We start from the raw sequence: 17,696 nt of genomic DNA, 5'->3' as shown, positions 1-17,696 counted from the left end.
TGTTCTATCCGGTATCGCCGATGTCGACAGAAAAGTCAGCATTCTCCCAATGGCCGCTGTCGGGCCAGAAGAAAGTGAAGACAATGCTATTGCCCGGGCTATTGCCCGGAGCAATCTCGGCAACCTGCAATTCCGCAAGATGGATGCCGAAAGCATTCGCGGTGGTCTCGGTGTCATGGACGGTTGCCCAATTGTCGCTGCTCCAATGAACCACCGCCCGGGCCAGCAGTTCGATGCGCAGCGCCTTGCCTGCCGGGATGGTACGGATCTTGTGGTTGAAACGCCATGCCCTGAAGCGCGACACCGTCCTGCCCTCGATATAGCGCTTGACCCCTTGCGGCGGCATGTCGAACACGGCGCCGTCGCGGAGAGACCGCAGCAGCTTGATGTGCTCGGAATGCGCCCAGACCAGCGGCTTGGCGCTGCCGGAGGGCCCGCCATGCCGCAATTCGCGCTCCGGCATGTCGGGACCGTCCCAGACCTGCTCCGGCAGCAGGCCGCCCGGTCCGGCAGAGTTCTCGAACGTCCTGAGCAGGCTTGCCGCACTATCCCTGCGGCCTGCCGCCAGCTCGTAATGAGCGCGCTCGCCGACCAGCAGCGGCCAGGGCCGGCCCCGGCCGGTTCCATCGAAGGGCGCGCCGTCGGCATGCTCGCCATAGCCGTCGCCATTGTAGCGGTACCAGAGCGGCCCCTGCGGCAGCTCGCAGCGCAATTGCGCGTCGATGACCTTGACCGTGTCGAGGATGCGCGGATCGTCGGCCGCCCTGAGGCCGAAGCGGACCAGCGCCAGCGCATCCGGGCTGACGATCGCCTTGGCCGGCCGGTCCGTATCGGCCGGCGGGCGGTTCTTGATCGGGACGTAGCCGTCTTTCGGCGATGCCGCGCCGGCTTTGTCGGGCGGCGCAATGCGGACATAGTAGCCTTCGACGCTGGCTTGCTCGCATGCCGCGGTGCCGGCGACGTAGGTCCAGCGCTCGATCTGGTCGTTCCAGACGTCGGCGGTTTCGCGCAGATAGTTTGCCGGCTCTGTTTTGCCGGCGGCATCGAAGATGTCCGCAGCCGCAAGCAATGCGGCGATCTCGACCGCAAGTGTGAACGGGCTGTAGCCGGCGTCTTCTTCCCAGCGGTCCTCGCCGGTGACCGGGCCGTTGCGCACGACATAGGCGGCAGCGCGCTCGATCATCGGCATGAAGGAGGAGAGTGCGGCAGGCGGCAAATGGCCGGCGCGGCGCAGTGCGTCGGCAAGCAGCAGCGGGAAGGCGCATTCGTCCATCTGGATGCCCGGCCAATAGGCCGATCCGTCGAGCCAGGCGTTCTGCGGCCAATGGCCGTCCGGCTGCTGGATCGCGCGCAGATAGCCAAGGATGCGCAAGGCTTCCGCCGGGTCGCCGGCGGCGAGGAAGCCGCCGGCGGTTTCGACCAGATCGCGCGGCCAGACCAGGTGATAGCCGCCGAGATCGTCGTCGCCCTTGTTGAAGCCCCACGGGATCGACAGGCTGGCAACGGCTGCTCCGGCGGACGACCGGTGTGTCGCCAGCACCGCCGTGCTGAGGCGGTAGCTGTTGAGGCCGGACGCCGCATGCCGGTCCAGCGGCAGCAAACCGGCCTGCCATTTGCGCCATTTGTCGACGTAGGATCCGGCTGCGGGCTCAAAACCTTGCCTCAGGCTGGCGAAAGCAGTTTCCGCCGCCTGTTGCGGCGTCGTGCCGAAGCCGAGCGCCAGCAATATTTTTGGGTTCGCAGCCGAAAAGGCGATCTCGCCGGTCAGCGCGACATTGCCGTCCTCGGCCCTGCGGCAGGCCGGATCGAGCCGGCCGCCTTGACCAAGCTGCTGCCAGCCGTCGGAGACGCCGACATAGCCGGCCGAGCACGCCTTCCACGGCAGCGACGAGGCGAGCGCCAGGCAGGTGCCGCGTCCCGATGCAAACAGGACAGGCTGTCCTTCATGGTCGTCGATCCAGGCGGTGTTGCCCATGCCGGCGTTGACGAGGTGCGGTGCCAGCAGCGCGTAGACGCGGTAGTCGGCGGCCGCGCCTTTGAGCGGCGTGAACATGATCTCCTGCAGCAAGACGGGACGTTCCGGATCCGTCAGGATGCGCTTTTCGATCCTGTAGGTTCCATCGCTTGCGGTGTTGACCAGCCGGTAGGCAGGCACCCCGTCCGCCAGGGGTTCGATACTGTGTTCGGCGTCGCGTTTTTCTTCCGAGAAATAGCCGTCGGGTCCGGTGACGATCAGCCCCAGATCGCGGGTGCATGCGCTATCGAGGCGCGGGTAGTAGATCTCGTTGAGGATACCGTGGCTGATGGTGAACCAGATCGGGCAGGCCGGCGAGAGCGCGGTGCCGACGCCGCTCTTGGCGCTCGAGGTCCAGCGTGCCGGAATGCCGGGTGCACCCGGGGCAAGGTTCGTCGCCATTCAATCGGTCTCCAGTGCCATCCCTAGACCAGGAGTCGAACCGGTTTCAATGATTGCACCGCAAGTTGATCGCCGGCCATGGTTTGATGTTGACAGCTTGCCGCCTATCTGCATTTGTCTGATAATAGATAAAAAACAAGATTGTGAGCGTATCAGCCAATACCCACCAGCCAGCCATTAACCACCAGTAAGACAGCAACTCACGGGAGGAGTATGACATGAGGAAAATATTCGCTTTGGGGGCTCTTGCGGCGATGCTCGCCGCAGGTACCGCGCTTGCCGACACCAGCGGCAAGAAAATCGCCTTCTCCAACAATTACGCCGGCAATTCCTGGCGGCAGGCGATGCTGGACAGCTACGCCATCGTTACCAAGAAGGCGGTTGCCGACAAGGTGGTCGGCGCCGCGGACGTCTTCACGACGGCCGACAAGGAAGTGCCGACGCAGGCAGCCCAGGTGCAGAACCTGATCCTGCAGGGCTATGACGCGATCGTCATCAACGCGGCGTCTCCGGATGCGCTCAACGGCGCCATCAAGCAGGCCTGCGACGCCGGCATTATCGTCGTTTCCTTCGACGGTATCGTCACCGAACCCTGCGCCTACCGCGTCGTCGTCGACTTCAAGGACATGGGCAAGCAGGAAGTCGAGCAGATGGCCAAGTTCCAGCCCAAGGGCGGCAACCTGCTGGAAATCCGCGGCCTCGCCGGCACTTCGATCGACGATGCCATCCATGCCGGCATCCTCGAAGGCGTCGCTGCCCATCCCGAGTTCAAGATCGTCGGCTCGGTGACCGGCGACTGGGACCAGACCACGGCACAGAAAGCCGTAGCGACGATCCTGCCTTCGCTGCCGGATGTTGTCGGGGTCGTCGACCAGGGCGGTGACGGCTACGGCGCGGCGCAGGCTTTCGCCGCCGCCGGCAAGCCACGCCCGACCATCATCATGGGCAATCGCCAGGACGAGTTGCAGTGGTGGAAGGAGCAGAAGGAAAAGGACGGTTACAAGACCTGGTCGGCATCGATCGCACCGGGCGTATCGACGCTTGCCTTCTGGGTGGCGCAGCAGGTGCTCGACGGCCGCACCGACGTGCCGCACGACCTGCTGGTGCCCTATCTTGCCTTCACCCAGGACGATTTCGAGGCCGCGCTGCCGAAGATTCCGAAGGGCGGCGTCGCCAGCCACGAATACACGCAGGAAGACGCCATCGCGGCGATCAAGGCCAACATCAAGTGAGCATGGCGCTATTGTTGCCGCCACGGATAACCGGGTATCGTTGAGGGATGCCCGAGGCCAATGCAGACATCATCATGCCGGATGGCGCCGAAAAGCTTTTCGGCGCCGTCAGTTTGGACATCATAAGACTGGACGGAGCCGAAAAACATTTCGGCGCCGTCAGGGCGCTCGCCGGTGTCGATTTCAGCGTTCGTGCCGGAGAATGCGTCGGTCTCGTCGGCCATAACGGCGCCGGAAAATCGACGCTCATGCATATGGTGGCGGGCACGCTTGCCCCCGACAGCGGGCAGATCGCGGTCCGCGGCGGTGTCGAGGCAAGTTATTCGGTGCCGCGCGCGCAGCAGCTCGGCATACGCTGTGTGTTCCAGGAGCTGTCGCTCTGCCCGAACCTCAGCGTCGCCGAGAACACGCGGATCAACCACGCGTCGCTGCATGGCTTCGGCTGGCGGCGCAAGGCGGCCGATCTGATCGCCGCCAAGCTCGACGAGATCTTCCCCGGCCACAGCATCTCGGCATCCGACATCGTCGGTGATCTTTCCATCACCAGCCGGCAGATGGTGGAGGTGGCGCGCGCCTTCACGGTCACGCAGGAGCCGCTCGAGCTGGTTATCCTCGACGAGCCGACATCCTCGCTCGACGCGCATACCGCCGGCCAGCTGCTGGCGTTCGTGCGCCGCTTCATCGCTGCCGGCAAGAGCTGCATCCTGATCTCGCATGTGTTGGGCGAAGTGCTCGGAAATGCCGACCGCATCGTGGTGATGCGCGACGGCAAGGTGGTCGCCGCCGGGCAGGCCGACGCCTTCGACCGCGACAGGCTGGTGACGGCGATGGGCGGAGCGGAGGCGCGCGAGAAGACCGCCGCAGAGATTGCGAGCGGCAAGCCGGAGCCCGGTCCGCTGCGGGTCCGGGCGCGCCCGGCGCGACAGCAGGACGGCAACGAGCTCGTCGCCCGTGCCGGTGAGATCATCGGCCTTGCCGGACTTGCCGGGCATGGGCAGACCGATCTTTTGCTGGCTATCTTTGCTGCGTCTTCCCGTGCCAAGACCGGCATCGAGGTCACCGCGCCGGTGGCGCTGGTTGCCGGCGACCGCCAGTCGGACGGGATTTTTCCGCAATGGTCGATTGCCGAGAACATTGGCATCCGTTCGCTGGCGCGATTGCGCAACGGCCTCCTGATCTCGCCGCAGCGCGAAGCCGAGCTTGCCGAGTTGTGGCAGCGGAAAATCGGCATCCGTACGCCCGACATGAACAACAACATCTTCTCGCTGTCCGGCGGCAACCAGCAGAAGGCGCTGTTCGCGCGGGCGCTCGGCTCCGACGCCAAGATCGTGCTGATGGACGATCCGATGCGCGGCGTCGACATTGGCACCAAGCTCGAAGTCTACGACCTGGTGCGCGAGGAGGCTCGCCATGGCCGCACTTTCCTGTGGTACACCACCGAAACCGAAGAGCTCGACAATTGCGACCACATCTATGTGTTCAAGAACGGCCGGATCGTCGCCAACCTTCGTCGCGACGAACTGACGGAGGAAAAGATCATCCAGTCGTCGTTCGGCGATGCGGCCTGAGATGACAGCGGTATCCGTCGAGAATGGGCTAAAATCTTCGGCTCGCGCCACCAGGCGGGCGCGCATGCTGCGCAGCCTGCTGCCGGCACTGTCGCTGGCGCTGGTGCTCATCGCCATCGCCTGGCTCAACCCGCGCGCCATCAGCTATTTCGGTTTCAGCCTGATGCTCAATCTGGCGATCCCGATCGCTCTGGCGACGATCGCGCAGATGTTCGTCATCGCCGGCAACGAGCTCGATCTGTCGATCGGCACCTTTGTCGGCTTCGTCGGCTGCGTGACGGCGACATGGCTGAAGGACGCGCCGCTGCTCGGCGTCGTGATCCTGCTCGGGTCGATCGGCGTCTACGCGCTGCTCGGCGCGCTGATCCATCTGCGCAACCTGCCCTCTATCGTGGTGACGCTCGGCATGAGTTTTGTCTGGCAGGGCATGGCCATCCTCATCCTGCCCAAGCCCGGCGGCAAGGCGCCGGACTGGCTGCTGGCGCTGATGGCCTTCAAGCCACCCTTCATTCCGTTCCCGATCATCGCGGCATTGCTGATCGCAGCCGTCGTCCATTTTGGCCTGATGCGCACCTCCTACGGCGTCATCCTGCGTGGATCGGGCGGCAATTCAGCCGCACTCAAGCGCGCCGGCTGGTCGCTCCTGCGCACCAAGATCGCGCTGTTTGCGCTGACCGGCCTGTTCGGCGTTTTGTCCGGCATGGCGCTGATCGGCATCACCACCTCGGCCGATGCCAATATCGGCAATGGCTACACGCTGCTTTCGATCGCCGGGGTCATCCTCGGCGGCGGCGAGTTCGTCGGCGGCCGGGTGTCGCCGATCGGCGCCGTCATCGGCGCGTTGACGCTGGCGCTGGCGGCATCGCCCCTCTTGACGTTCATGCACATTCCGCCCGACTGGCAGGTCGCCGCCAATGGCGCCATCCTGATCATCGTGCTGGCGGCGCGGGTGCTGATCAGCCGCAGGGAGAGGTGAGCATGGCATCGCTGCGGACACTGCTCGCCAGACCCTGGATCTGGTCGTTCTTCGGGGCGCTGCTGGTGTGGCTGGCGACCATCGCCTTCACCGGCGGCTATGGCGGCGGCGGGATGATCACGGCGGCGCTGTCGCTCGCAGTCTTCACGGTCATCGTCGGCGTCGGGCAGATGTTCGTCATCACGCTCGGGCCGGGCAATGTCGACCTGTCGCTGCCGGCCAATATCGGCCTTGCCAGCGCCGTCGCCATGAAGGTCATGGATGGCAATGATGCGATGATCGCGGTCGGCCTGCTGGCAGCGCTTGCCTGCGGCATGGCGATCGGCGCCGTCAACTACCTGCTGATATGGGCCCTGCGCATTCCGCCGATCATCGCGACGCTGTCGGCCAGCTTCGTCATCCAGTCGGTCGATATCAGCTATGGGCGGGGCCTGCAGATCAAGCCGCCGCCGGGCTTTGCCGACTTCACCAACTGGCAGGTGTTCGGCATCCCGGTGCTGGCGATCCTCACCGTTCTGTTCACCATCGGCGCCGGCATCGTTTTGCAGCGCATGATCTACGGCCGCTCGGTGCTGGCGATCGGCCAGAACATCCGCGCTGCCTGGCTGGCCGGCGTCAATGTCGGCCGCACCCGTTTCCTCACCTACACGCTGTCGGGCGCGCTCGGCGGCCTCGACGGCGCACTGCTCGCCGGCTATTTCCGCGGCGCCAATGTCGATATCGGCAATGAGTATCTGCTGGCCTCGATCGCCGTCGTCGTCATCGGCGGCACGTCGGTGGCGGGCGGCAAGGCCAATGTGCCGGGGGTCTGGGGCGCGGCGCTGTTCCTGGTGCTGCTGTTGACCATGCTCAACACGTTCGGCGTCAGCGTCGGCGTCCGCCTGGTGCTGACAGGGCTGATCATCGTCGGCGTCATCACCGCCGCGGGCGGGCAGAAGGCGCTGCGCTAAAGCAAGGCCACCCGGCGGCGAAGGGATATCGATCCGGCCTGCAAAACACGTGGTTCCCATCCGCATGCCAGCGCTGTAAATCCCGTCGCGCTATTGGCCAACATCATTGCGTGAGGTTTGCGTGTCCGATTTCGTCAGCACTACAAGGCACGGCAACGTCGCGGTGGTGAGCATCGACAATCCGCCGGTCAACGCGCTGAGCTTCCATGTGCGCGAGCCGCTGATGCAGGCGCTCGTTTCCCTGCGCGACGAGCCGTCGGTCGGAGCAATCGTGATAGCATGCGCCGGGCGGACCTTCGTCGCCGGCGCCGACATCACCGAATTCGGCAAGCCGGCGCGGCAACCGGACCTGGGCGCCCTAGTCGCCATGCTGGAAACCATCGCCAAGCCGACGGTCGCGGCCATTCACGGCACTGCGCTCGGCGGCGGCCTGGAACTGGCACTCGGCTGCCATTTCCGTGTTGCCGACCGAACGGCAAGGCTCGGCCTGCCGGAAGTCAAGCTCGGCCTGCTGCCGGGCGGCGGCGGCACGGTTCGCCTGCCGCGCCTGGTTGGTCCGCTGAAGGCACTCAGCATGATCGTTTCGGGAACGCCGATCGGTGCGGCCGAGGCGCTCGCCGCCGGCCTGGTGGATGCCGTCTTCGATGGCGACCTGACCGCGCAAGCGGTGAGTTTCGCCAACGAAACGGCCGCGAAAGGCGGTCCGTTCACGCCGGTGCGCGACCGCAATGATCGCCTCGACCAGGCCGACTTGCCGGCGTTCGACAAGGAAGCGGCAGTGCTTGCCGGCAAAGCACGCGGCCTCGAGGCGCCGATCGCCTGTGCGCAGTCGGTCCGCAACGCCCTGACGCTGCCCTTCGACGAAGCGCTGGCGGCGGAGCGCGACCTGTTCGTCAAGCTTGTCGCCGGGGACCAATCACGCGCGCAGCGGCATCTGTTCTTCGCTGAACGTGAGGCGGCAAAGATTGCCGGCAAGGACGTCGCCAGGCGCAAGATCGCCCGGGTCGGCGTCATCGGCGCCGGCACAATGGGCGGCGGCATCGCCATGGCGTTCGCCAACGGCGGCGTCCCCGTGACCTTGCTGGAAGCGACACACGAGGCCTTGCAGCGCCGGCTGGCGACGATCAACAAGAATTATGCCGTTTCCGTCATCCGCGGCTCGCTGAGCGAAGACGCCAAGCGCCAACGGCTTGGGTTGTTCAAGGCTTCCACCGACTATGCCGATCTTGCCGATTGCGACCTGATCGTCGAGGCCGTGTTCGAGGAGATGGCGGTCAAGAAGGAGGTCTTCGGCAGGCTCGATGCCGTGGCCAAACCGGACGCGATCCTCGCCACCAACACCTCCTATCTCGACGTCAACGAAATCGCCGCTTCGACGTCGCGGCCGCAAGATCTCCTCGGCATGCATTTCTTTTCGCCGGCTAACGTCATGAAGCTTTTGGAAATCGTCCGCGCCGACAAGACTTCGACCGACGTGCTGGCGACCATCGTCGATCTGGCACGGCGGATCGGCAAGGTGCCGGTCGTTGTCGGCGTCTGCCACGGCTTCGTCGGCAACCGCATGCTGGCGGCGCGCGGTGCGGAACTGGAGACGCTTCTGCTCGAAGGCGCAATGCCGCGCCAGGTCGACCAGGTGTTCACCGATTTCGGCTGGCCGATGGGGCCGTTCGAGATGAGCGATCTCGCCGGCCTCGACATAGGCTGGCGCAACCGCAAGGCGCGTGGCCAGACGGCCGTGATCGCCGATGCGTTGTGCGAACAGGGACATTTCGGCCAGAAGACCGGCAGCGGCTTCTATCGCTATGAAGGCGGTTCGCGCACGCCGCTGCCCGATCCCGATGTCGAGGCGCTGATCCGCAACAAGGCTGCCGAGCGCGGTGTTGCACCGCGCGCGATCGGCGCCGAGGAGATCATCGAGCGGACGCTCTATCCGATGATCAACGAGGGCGCCAAAATCCTCAAGGAAAAGATTGCCGCCCGCGCCTCCGATATCGACGTCGTCTGGGTCAACGGCTACGGCTTCCCGGTCGGCAAGGGCGGGCCGATGTTCTGGGCGAGCCTCGAAGGCGTGGACAAGATCATCCAGCGGCTGGATCACTGGCACCAGCAGACCGGCAAGGATGTCTTTCGAGTGGCACCCCGGCTCAGGCAAATGGCCGAAACCGGTTCCTGGGACGGCGCTGCCGGCTGAACTTGGGACTACCGAATCCGTGCGTCCATGATCTCGACAAAACGCGCGAACAGACCCGCCTGCGACTTTATCTTGAGCTTGCGGTAAATGTTGCGGCGATGAACTTTTACGGTTCCCGGCACGATGCGCATCGCCCTGGCAATCGATTCCGTGGAATGGCCCTGAAGCACCAGATCGACGACATGCTGTTCGCGCGGCGTGAGCGAAAGGCTCTTCCAGATGTGAGCACGTTCGAACTCACTGACCGGAGCAATCGCCTCGTCTTGCTTCGTCCCAACCGGTCCGTCAGCCGGAAGGGTAGGCCAGCGCAGCCTGACGAGGCTGATCACCGCAGGCGCCATGTCGCGCAGCAACCTGGCATCGGCGGTTCCGAACGGCCCCGAAGCGCGCAATCGCATTAGCGAGACCACCAGCGCGTCCTTTCCCGGCAGCGGCACGAAAAAGCCGACCTCCTCCGCAAGCCTGGTCTGGCTGTAATAGGAGCGGTAATATTCGCTGGCATAGAAGCGATCCGGCGCCAATTCGCGCATGCGCCAAAAGCCTTCCTTGCGCTCGACTGCCGCATGGTGGAACGGATCGAGCAGATAAGGCCCTTCCTGATAGAGCGCAACGAAGACGTGGCTTTCGGCCGGCGAGAATGTCTCGAACAGCAGCGGCGGGCGTGAGGCGCCGCGATAGCCGAAGATCACGCAATGATCGAAGCTGACATGCTGGCGGAGCCAGGCGACCATCGCCTTGCCGAAAAGCTCGCCGCTCGTCTCCCGCGTCGCTGCGATGAGCGCAGCGAGCCGGCTGTATTCATCGCTGCGTGAAACGCCCAATTCATACCCCTCCATACGAGAAAATAGACGAAATATACCACCTGGGAGGTATATACTAGCCGCCATTGGCTCTGATAGCGTTTCGAGACCAACTAGCCGCTGGAGCCCGCAGCTTTGACCGCAGTGCCCGACATCGAGTTTCGCGGGGTCACCAAACGCTACGGCAGCGTGATCGCGGTCAGCGGCATCGATCTTGCCATCCCGCCGTCTGCCTTTGTCGCGTTGCTCGGGCCGTCCGGCTGCGGCAAGACAACCTGTTTGCGCATGATCGGCGGTTTCGAACAGCCAAGCGAAGGTGTGGTATTCATCCGTGGCCGCGACATGGCCGGCACGCCGCCCTATCGGCGGCCGGTCAACATGGTGTTCCAGCAATATGCGTTGTTTCCGCATCTGGATGTGGCGGACAACGTCGCCTATGGCCTACGCCAGGCGCGGCCGCGCCTGTCGTCGCGGGAGATCAGCCTGAAGGCAGGCGAGGCGCTCGCCATGGTTCGGCTTGCGGGCTATGGACGCCGCAAGATCCATGAGCTTTCCGGCGGCCAGCAGCAGCGTGTCGCCCTGGCGCGGGCGCTGGTCAACAAGCCGGCGGTGCTGCTGCTCGACGAGCCCCTGGCGGCGCTCGACAAGAAGCTGCGCACCGACATGCAGATAGAGCTGCAGAACCTGCAGCGCGAGATCGGCATCACCTTCGTCCTGGTCACCCACGATCAGGAAGAGGCACTGTCGATGAGCGATTTCGTCTGCGTCATGAATGGCGGGCGCATCGTCCAGCTTGGGCAGCCGAGCGAAATCTACGATGAACCCGCCGACCTCTTCGTCGCCGATTTCGTCGGCAAGACCAATCTCTTGAGCGGCAAGGTCGTCGGGCTCTCGGGCAAGCTCGTCGAGATAGCGCTTGCCGACGGCACCGTCATCGCCGCGCGCAAGCGCACTTCGCTAGCCCAGGGCGAAGCCGTCTCGGTCAGCCTGCGTCCTGAATCCTTAAGTCTCGGCGCGCCCGGAAGCGGCCGGCTGAACGGGCTTGTCCGCAACCGGATCTTTCTCGGTTCCACCGCGGAATATGCAATCGAGGTCCAAGGCATCGGGACACTGCTCGCCAAGGCCGATCATCTGGTTGGCGGTGGAAATCTCTTCAAGCCGGGTGAACCCGTCGCCGTCGGCTTTACAGCCGGAACGCCGCTGGCGTTTCCGGAGAATAACGGGACCAACCAGAGGGAAAACAAAAATGTCGAAATCGTATCGTGACGGACTGCCGATAAGCCCTGAAAAATTCGTCGACCAGTTGATGCGCCTCAAGCGCGGTTCCATCGGCCGCCGCGAGTTCCTTGGCCTCACCGGCCTAGGCATCGCAACGGCAGTAATGGCCCGCGAACTCGGCATCATGCCGTCGCCAGCCTTCGCCCAGGAGGGGCTTGGCGACCGCATGTCGATTGCCACCTGGCCCAATTATCACGACCCGGCGACGTTCGAGAATTTCAAGGCCGAAACCGGCGTTGCCGTCGAGGTGAACGTGTTCGGGTCAAACGAGGAGATGCTGGCCAAGCTGCAGGCCGGCGCCTCGGGCTGGAGCCTTTTCGTTCCGACCAACTACACGATCTCGACTTACAAGAAGCTTGGCATCATCGAGGCGCTGGATATGGCCAAGCTTGCCAATTATGACGGCTCGCAAGAAGACCCGCGCTTCACTGGGGAAGGCACGATCGATGGCGTGACCTACGCGGTGCCGAAGAATTGGGGCACCACCGGCTTTGCCGTCAACACCAAGAAACTGACCAAGCCGATGACAAGCTGGAAGGAATTCTGGGACACGGCCATGGCGGAGGGCGACGGCCGGACCATGGTTCATGATTACCAGCTGACCACGATCGGCAACGCGCTGAAATATTTCGGCTTCTCGTTCAACTCGCTGAAGCCGGACGAACTCGCCAAGGCGGAGGAATTGCTGCTGAAGGTCAAGCCGCATCTGTTCGCGGTCTCCAGCGACTACCAGCCGTCGATGCGTGCCGGCGACGCCTGGATGACGATGTGCTGGACCAATGACGGGGCGCAGCTCCACCGCGACATCCCCGAAATCGCCTACGTGCTTGGCAAGGAAGGCGGCGAGATCTGGACCGACTTCTACGCAATATCCAAGGATGCGCCGAACAAGCCTGCCGGCTATGCCTTGCTCAACTATTTGATGAACCCGAAAGTCGCGGTCAAGGAGCACCTGGCCAACGGCGCGCCTTCCACCGATGCGCGGGTCAATGCGCTGCTGCCCAAGGAGGTGCTGGACAATCCGATCCTCTATCCGGCGGCGGATCTGCTGAAGCCGCTCGAATTCGGTGCGGCTGCAACGCTAACCGATCCGGGCCGGGCCGAATTGATGGCACGCTTCAAGTCGGCTTGAACCTGGCAGGCCACAGGCTCGTTGCAGGCAACTCCCCGGCGGACAGATGTCCGCCGGCACCGGGGCGGTTTTTTCAATGCGCAGCAATGTCCTTCGTCACAATCTCCTGACCGCCCTGCTGCTCGGTCCAGCAACTGCGTGGCTGGTGGTGTTTTTAGTTTTGCCGTTCGTGGCGATTGCCGTTTTCAGCGTCGGCGAGCGGGCGCCGGAAGGCGGCTATCAGGCCGCTTTCACCTTGGCGCAGTTTGCCAATCTTCCGGCGCGGGCGACCGCCTTCTGGAACACCATGGTGCTGGCGCCGGCGGGCGCACTGGCCTGTCTTCTCGTTGCCTATCCGGTCGCTTATTACCTCGCTTTGCGCGCGCCGGAACGGTGGCGGCTGATCCTGCTGGCGCTTGTCGTCATCCCGTTCTGGACCAGCCTGCTGATGCGAACCTATGCCTGGATGTATGTGCTTGGCGGGCGCGGCATCCCAGCTCTCCTGGCCTATGTCGGGATGGAGGACGTGCGGCTGATCAACACGCCGGGAGCGGTTCTGCTCGGCATCGTCTATGGTTATCTGCCGCTGATGATCCTGCCGATCTATGTCAGCCTCGAGCGGCTCGACCGCCGGCTGCTGGAGGTCTCCGCCGATCTCGGCGCGACGCCGATCTCGACATTCCTCGGCGTGACGCTGCGGCTGTCGCTGCCAGGTGTGATGACCGGCTTCTCGCTGGTCATGATCCTGCTGCTCGGCGAATATCTGATCCCGACGCTACTCGGCGGCGGCAAGGTCTTCTTCATCGGCAACGCGCTGGTCGATCTGTTCCTGCAATCGCGCAATTGGCCATTCGGATCGGCAATCGCCATCACACTTGTGGCGGTTTCAGTGGTCGTGCTGCTTGCCGCGAACCGCATTTCGACCCGGCTTTCGGGTGCCCGCCGGGTGGACCTGATCTGATGCGTGCCTTCGTCGTTGCGGTCTTTGCCTTTCTCTACCTGCCGATCGCGCTGGTAGTGCTGTTTTCGTTCAACGCCGGCCACCACGCCAGCGAGTTCACTGGCTTCTCGGTGCAATGGTACGGCAAGGCACTAGCAAACCCGTTCCTGGTCGAAGCGCTGAAGAACAGCCTGTTCATCGCCACGACCAGCGCCTTGCTGGCGGCGCTGTGCGGCACGGCCGCCGCGGTTGGCCTGGCGCGTGTCGGGGCGCGGACGCGAGCCGTGTTCGATGCCCTTTTGGGTGCTGCGATCGTCGTTCCTGGTGTCGTCATCGGCATCTCGACGCTGGTCGCGCTGGTCCAGCTATTCGGGGTGGTCAACCCGTTTGTCGCTTCGCTGTGGCCGAACGACCAGCCACCGCGCCTGGCGCTCGGCTATGGCTCGATCATCGCCGCGCACGGGCTGTTTTCGATGGCGCTGGTGGCGATGATTGTCGGCACGCGCCTCGGCAGCCTCGACCGCAATCTGGTCGAGGCCTCGAGCGATCTTTACGCCACCCCGCTGACGACGTTCCGCAGCATCGTGTTGCCGCAGATCATGCCGGCGGTGATCGCCGGCTTCCTGCTCGCCTTCACATTCTCCTTCGACGATTTCATCGTCGCGTTCTTCGTCGCCGGCGCACAGACGACGTTGCCGATCTATGTCTTCGCCTCGATCCGGCGCGGGGTCACGCCGGAGATCAATGCCATCGCGACGATCGTGCTCGTCGCCTCCGTTCTGCTCGTGGTGCTTGCCCAATGGCAACTGCGGCAACGAAAACCATCACACTGAAAGATAAAAAACATGATTCTGAGAGATCGCATCGCCGTGGTGACGGGTGCCGGGTCGGGGATCGGGCGTGCCGGCGCCATGATGATGGCCAGGGAAGGTGCGCTCGTGGTGATCGCCGACAGGGACCAGGCGGCGGGGGAAGCAACCGCTTCCGACATTCGTGCGGCCGGCGGTCGGGCCGAGGCCGTTGCCACCGACGTCGGCGAGGATGCGGCGGTCGAGCGGCTCATCGCGAGAACGCTGGGCCGGCATCGGCGGATCGACATCCTGCACAATCATGCCGGGATCCAGGTCGGCGGCACGCTGACCGAAGTCGGCGCCGACGGCATGGATGCCTCCTGGCGGATCAATGTGCGGGCGCAGTTCCTGGCGGCCAGGCTGGTCATGCCGTCGATGATCGCGCAAGGCGGCGGGGTGATCCTGAATACCGCCTCGAATTCGGGTGTGTTCTACGACCGCGAAATGATCGCCTACGCAACGTCAAAACATGCAGTGGTGGCGATGACCCGGCAGATGTCGCTCGACTATGCCAAACACAATGTCCGCATCAACGCGCTGTGCCCCGGCTGGGTCGATACGCCCTTCAACGAGCCGTTCATCGCGCAGATGGGCGGGCGGGCAGCGATCGAGAACTATGTCCGCACCAAAATTCCCATGCAGCGCTGGGCCAGCGCGGAGGAAATCGCCGAAGCGATCCTGTTCCTCGTCTCCGACCGCTCGTCCTTCATGACCGGTCAGGCGCTGGTGATCGACGGTGGAGAAAGCATCGGCTGATCCGCCGCTCCCGGCGGGCGGCAGCTGAAATTCTCTTTGGCCTAACGGCCGGCGGCGAGATGTGCTTTCGTCTCAAGGAGAATGCGGCCAACATGGCTGGGTCGCGAGCAGAAACCATCAGCGCAAACGGGAAGGCTGCATAATGGCCGAGGCCTATATCTGCGACTACATCCGCACGCCGATCGGACGCTTCGGCGGTTCGTTGTCGGCGGTCCGTGCCGACGATCTCGGCGCTATCCCTCTGAAGGCGCTGGTCGAGCGCAATCCAAACATCGACTGGGCTGCCATCGACGACATCGTCTATGGCTGCGCCAACCAGGCCGGCGAGGACAATCGTAATGTGGCGCGCATGGCGCTGCTGCTGGCCGGCCTGCCGAAGGAGGTTTCGGGCTCGACCGTCAACCGTCTCTGCGGTTCGGGCATGGATGCGGTGATGATTGCTGCCCGCGCCATCAAGGCCGGCGAGGCGGAGCTGATGATATCAGGCGGCGTCGAATCGATGAGCCGCGCTCCGTTCGTGCTGCCGAAGGCAGAGACCGCCTTTTCGCGCAATGCCGAGATTTACGACACCACGATCGGCTGGCGCTTCATCAATCCGCTGATGAAGAAGCAATACGGCGTCGATTCGATGCCGGAGACCGGCGAGAACGTGGCGGAAGAGTTCGCTGTCTCCCGCGCCGACCAGGACGCATTTGCCGTGCGCAGCCAGGACAAGGCTGTAGCCGCACAAGCCAATGGCCGGCTGGCAAAGGAAATCACGCCGGTGACGATCGCGCAGCGCAAGGGCGATCCGGTCGTTGTCGACAGAGATGAGCATCCCCGCGGGGGCACGTCGATCGACGCGTTGGCCAAGTTGCCGACGCCGTTCCGGCAAGGCGGCACGGTTACGGCCGGCAATGCCTCGGGCGTCAATGACGGCGCGGCGGCGCTGATCGTCGCCTCGGAAGCAGCCGCGAAAAGATATGGGCTGACGCCGATTGCCCGTATTCTGGGCGGTGCCACCGCCGGCGTGGCGCCGCACATCATGGGTATCGGCCCGGTGCCGGCCACGCAAAAGCTGTGTGCCCGGCTCGGCCTGACGCCGCAACAGTTCGATGTCGTCGAGCTCAACGAGGCCTTCGCCTCGCAAGGCATCGCCGTGCTGCGCCAGCTCGGCATTGCCGAGGATGCGGAGCACGTCAACCCGAATGGCGGTGCCATCGCGCTCGGCCATCCGCTCGGCATGTCCGGCGCGCGCATATCAGGCACGGCGGCGCTGGAGCTGCGTGAACGCGGCGCCAGATACGCGCTCGCCACCATGTGCATCGGGGTCGGCCAGGGCATCGCGGTGGCGCTGGAGCGATTGTGAGCAAGCGTCGATTTGCCAGGCCATTTAATGGCGCGTTCCGCCCACTCAAATTTGACCATGTGGACAAAAGCCGGGCACCGTTCCATAGTTCCTTCGCTGATATTCCAGAGAAGAGAGCCGGCTCGACACGGCGCCAATCAGAGGGGCATGCAATGGACAACGGGAAGAGCAGAATCCAATCGAAACGCGAAGAGCTTTCGCGCCGCAACGTGCTGGAGCTGGGCGCGCTCGGCCTGGCGGCGGCGATGCTGCCGGGCAGCGCCTTTGCCAAGACCAAGAAGCTGAAAGTGGCGGCTATCTTCGCCACGCCGATCGAGGAGCCGTGGGACAACCAGATCCATGTTGCCCTGCAGAAGGCCGAGAAGGAACTCGGCATCGAATACAAATGGTCGGAGAAGGTGCAGACGGCCGATTTCAGCCGCGTCATGCGCGAATATGCGCAGGGCGGCTATGAGCTGGTGCTGGGCGATGCCTTCGCCGCCGAGCGCGAATCGCGCAGGACCGCCAAGCAGTTCCCGAAGACCGCCTTCCTGTTCGGCTCCGGCGCCGGGCCGGCCGAGCCGAATTTCGGCGTCTTCGACAACTGGATCCACGAGCCGGCCTATCTGTCCGGCATGATCGCCGGGAAAATGTCGAAATCGGGCACGATCGGCGCCGTCGCGGCGATGGGCATTCCGGAAGTGAACCGGCTGGTCAACGCTTTCTTTGCCGGCGCCAGGGAGGTCAATCCCAACATCAAGAAGAAGGTCGCCTTCATCGGCTCGTTCTTCGATCCGCCAAAGGCAAAGGAAGCGGCGGTCGCCCAGATCGACGCCGGCGTCGACGTCATCTATGCCGAGCGCTTCGGCGTCATCGAAGCGGCGGCGGAGAAGAAGATCCTCGCTATCTCCAACATGTCGGACCAGTCGAGCCTCGGCCCCGACACCGTGATCACCGGGCCGGTCTGGGACATGTATCCGACCGTCGAGCAGGCGATCAAGCTGGTCAAGGCCGGCGTCTTCACCGCGCAGGATTACGGCGATTTCTCGCGCATGGCCAAGGGCGGCTCCTATCTCGCGCCCTATCACAAGTTCGACAAGACGCTGCCGGCCGAGGTCAAGGAACTGGTCGAGAAGAAGAAGGCCGAGATCCTCGACGGCAATTTCCGCGTCGACGTCGATGAGAATACGCCGGTCTCGGACTGAGCGATGTCTTTTGGGGGTCTGGCGCTTGTCGCACCCCCCTCTGGCCTGCCGGCCATCTCCCCCTCAAGGGGGGAGATTAGCAGCTTCGCCGACAG

The 17,696-nt window shown here is 64.1% G+C and carries 14 protein-coding genes; 12 read left to right on the top strand and 2 right to left on the bottom strand.

Annotated features, from left to right (window positions below; all coding sequences use genetic code 11):
* Positions 1-4 precede the first annotated feature (4 nt).
* Positions 5-2,416 carry a glucan 1,4-alpha-glucosidase gene (locus tag NKH28_RS10690; protein WP_352540862.1) on the bottom strand — a complete coding sequence of 804 codons (2,412 nt, stop codon included), beginning with the start codon at positions 2,414-2,416 and terminating at the stop codon, positions 5-7.
* 218 nt (positions 2,417-2,634) lie between these two features.
* On the opposite strand from NKH28_RS10690, the gene NKH28_RS10685 reads away from it, so the two are divergent.
* The 5 genes from NKH28_RS10685 to NKH28_RS10665 all read left to right on the top strand — a co-directional run bounded on the left by NKH28_RS10685 (position 2,635) and on the right by NKH28_RS10665 (position 9,333).
* Positions 2,635-3,648, top strand: a complete 1,014-nt coding sequence (locus tag NKH28_RS10685; RefSeq protein WP_352978803.1) for an ABC transporter substrate-binding protein — start codon at positions 2,635-2,637, stop codon at positions 3,646-3,648.
* 74 nt (positions 3,649-3,722) lie between these two features.
* Positions 3,723-5,216, top strand: a complete 1,494-nt coding sequence (locus tag NKH28_RS10680; RefSeq protein ID WP_352978936.1) for a sugar ABC transporter ATP-binding protein — start codon at positions 3,723-3,725, stop codon at positions 5,214-5,216.
* Between the two features lies 1 nt (position 5,217).
* A complete protein-coding gene (locus NKH28_RS10675; protein WP_023678190.1) occupies positions 5,218-6,192 on the top strand; it encodes an ABC transporter permease in 975 nt (324 codons plus the stop codon).
* Between the two features lie 2 nt (positions 6,193-6,194).
* Positions 6,195-7,142, top strand: a complete 948-nt coding sequence (locus NKH28_RS10670; RefSeq protein WP_023678189.1) for an ABC transporter permease — start codon at positions 6,195-6,197, stop codon at positions 7,140-7,142.
* Between the two features lie 121 nt (positions 7,143-7,263).
* Positions 7,264-9,333, top strand: a complete 2,070-nt coding sequence (locus NKH28_RS10665) for a 3-hydroxyacyl-CoA dehydrogenase NAD-binding domain-containing protein (protein ID WP_352978801.1) — start codon at positions 7,264-7,266, stop codon at positions 9,331-9,333.
* Between the two features lie 8 nt (positions 9,334-9,341).
* On the opposite strand, the gene NKH28_RS10660 is transcribed toward NKH28_RS10665, so the two are convergent.
* Positions 9,342-10,154: a helix-turn-helix domain-containing protein gene (locus NKH28_RS10660; RefSeq protein WP_292657193.1), complete on the bottom strand. Its 813-nt coding sequence runs from the start codon at positions 10,152-10,154 to the stop codon at positions 9,342-9,344.
* Between the two features lie 114 nt (positions 10,155-10,268).
* Here NKH28_RS10660 and NKH28_RS10655 point away from each other — a divergent pair, with 114 nt between their 5' ends.
* The 7 genes from NKH28_RS10655 (at position 10,269) to NKH28_RS10625 (ending at position 17,601) form a co-directional block, all read left to right on the top strand.
* Positions 10,269-11,399 (top strand): ABC transporter ATP-binding protein, encoded by a 1,131-nt coding sequence (locus NKH28_RS10655; protein ID WP_352540866.1) that lies wholly within the window; start codon positions 10,269-10,271, stop codon positions 11,397-11,399.
* Positions 11,380-12,543, top strand: a complete 1,164-nt coding sequence (locus NKH28_RS10650; protein WP_352978799.1) for an ABC transporter substrate-binding protein — start codon at positions 11,380-11,382, stop codon at positions 12,541-12,543. The genes NKH28_RS10655 and NKH28_RS10650 overlap by 20 nt, the downstream gene beginning before the upstream one ends.
* 76 nt (positions 12,544-12,619) lie before the next feature.
* Entirely contained in the window at positions 12,620-13,483 is an 864-nt protein-coding gene (locus NKH28_RS10645; RefSeq protein WP_352978797.1) for an ABC transporter permease, read from the top strand.
* Positions 13,483-14,295 (top strand): ABC transporter permease, encoded by an 813-nt coding sequence (locus NKH28_RS10640; protein WP_352540869.1) that lies wholly within the window; start codon positions 13,483-13,485, stop codon positions 14,293-14,295. The genes NKH28_RS10645 and NKH28_RS10640 overlap by 1 nt, the downstream gene beginning before the upstream one ends.
* 12 nt (positions 14,296-14,307) lie before the next feature.
* The gene (locus NKH28_RS10635) at positions 14,308-15,069 is read left to right on the top strand and encodes an SDR family NAD(P)-dependent oxidoreductase (RefSeq protein ID WP_352978795.1); all 762 of its coding nucleotides are present in this window, start codon (positions 14,308-14,310) and stop codon (positions 15,067-15,069) included.
* A gap of 142 nt (positions 15,070-15,211) precedes the next feature.
* Positions 15,212-16,417 (top strand): 3-oxoadipyl-CoA thiolase, encoded by a 1,206-nt coding sequence (pcaF, locus tag NKH28_RS10630; protein ID WP_352978793.1) that lies wholly within the window; start codon positions 15,212-15,214, stop codon positions 16,415-16,417.
* A 152-nt stretch (positions 16,418-16,569) separates the two neighbouring features.
* Positions 16,570-17,601, top strand: coding sequence for a BMP family protein (locus tag NKH28_RS10625; protein WP_352978792.1), 1,032 nt, complete (start codon positions 16,570-16,572; stop codon positions 17,599-17,601).
* Positions 17,602-17,696: the final 95 nt, after the last annotated feature.

Source organism: Mesorhizobium sp. M1227 (assembly GCF_040318315.1).
In the GTDB taxonomy this organism is placed as follows: Bacteria; Pseudomonadota; Alphaproteobacteria; order Rhizobiales; family Rhizobiaceae; genus Mesorhizobium.
This window is presented reverse-complemented; position numbering and strand designations above follow the sequence as displayed.

Excerpts from the sequence above, each read along its gene's own strand:
- NKH28_RS10690 (WP_352540862.1), bottom strand. The coding sequence starts at position 2,416 with ATGGCGACGAACCTTGCCCCGGGTGCACCCGGCATTCCGGCACGCTGG.
- NKH28_RS10685 (WP_352978803.1), top strand. The coding sequence starts at position 2,635 with ATGAGGAAAATATTCGCTTTGGGGGCTCTTGCGGCGATGCTCGCCGCA.
- NKH28_RS10680 (WP_352978936.1), top strand. The coding sequence starts at position 3,723 with ATGCCGGATGGCGCCGAAAAGCTTTTCGGCGCCGTCAGTTTGGACATC.
- NKH28_RS10675 (WP_023678190.1), top strand. The coding sequence starts at position 5,218 with ATGACAGCGGTATCCGTCGAGAATGGGCTAAAATCTTCGGCTCGCGCC.
- NKH28_RS10670 (WP_023678189.1), top strand. The coding sequence starts at position 6,195 with ATGGCATCGCTGCGGACACTGCTCGCCAGACCCTGGATCTGGTCGTTC.
- NKH28_RS10650 (WP_352978799.1), top strand. The coding sequence starts at position 11,380 with ATGTCGAAATCGTATCGTGACGGACTGCCGATAAGCCCTGAAAAATTC.
- NKH28_RS10645 (WP_352978797.1), top strand. The coding sequence starts at position 12,620 with ATGCGCAGCAATGTCCTTCGTCACAATCTCCTGACCGCCCTGCTGCTC.
- NKH28_RS10640 (WP_352540869.1), top strand. The coding sequence starts at position 13,483 with ATGCGTGCCTTCGTCGTTGCGGTCTTTGCCTTTCTCTACCTGCCGATC.
- NKH28_RS10635 (WP_352978795.1), top strand. The coding sequence starts at position 14,308 with ATGATTCTGAGAGATCGCATCGCCGTGGTGACGGGTGCCGGGTCGGGG.
- pcaF (WP_352978793.1), top strand. The coding sequence starts at position 15,212 with ATGGCCGAGGCCTATATCTGCGACTACATCCGCACGCCGATCGGACGC.
- NKH28_RS10625 (WP_352978792.1), top strand. The coding sequence starts at position 16,570 with ATGGACAACGGGAAGAGCAGAATCCAATCGAAACGCGAAGAGCTTTCG.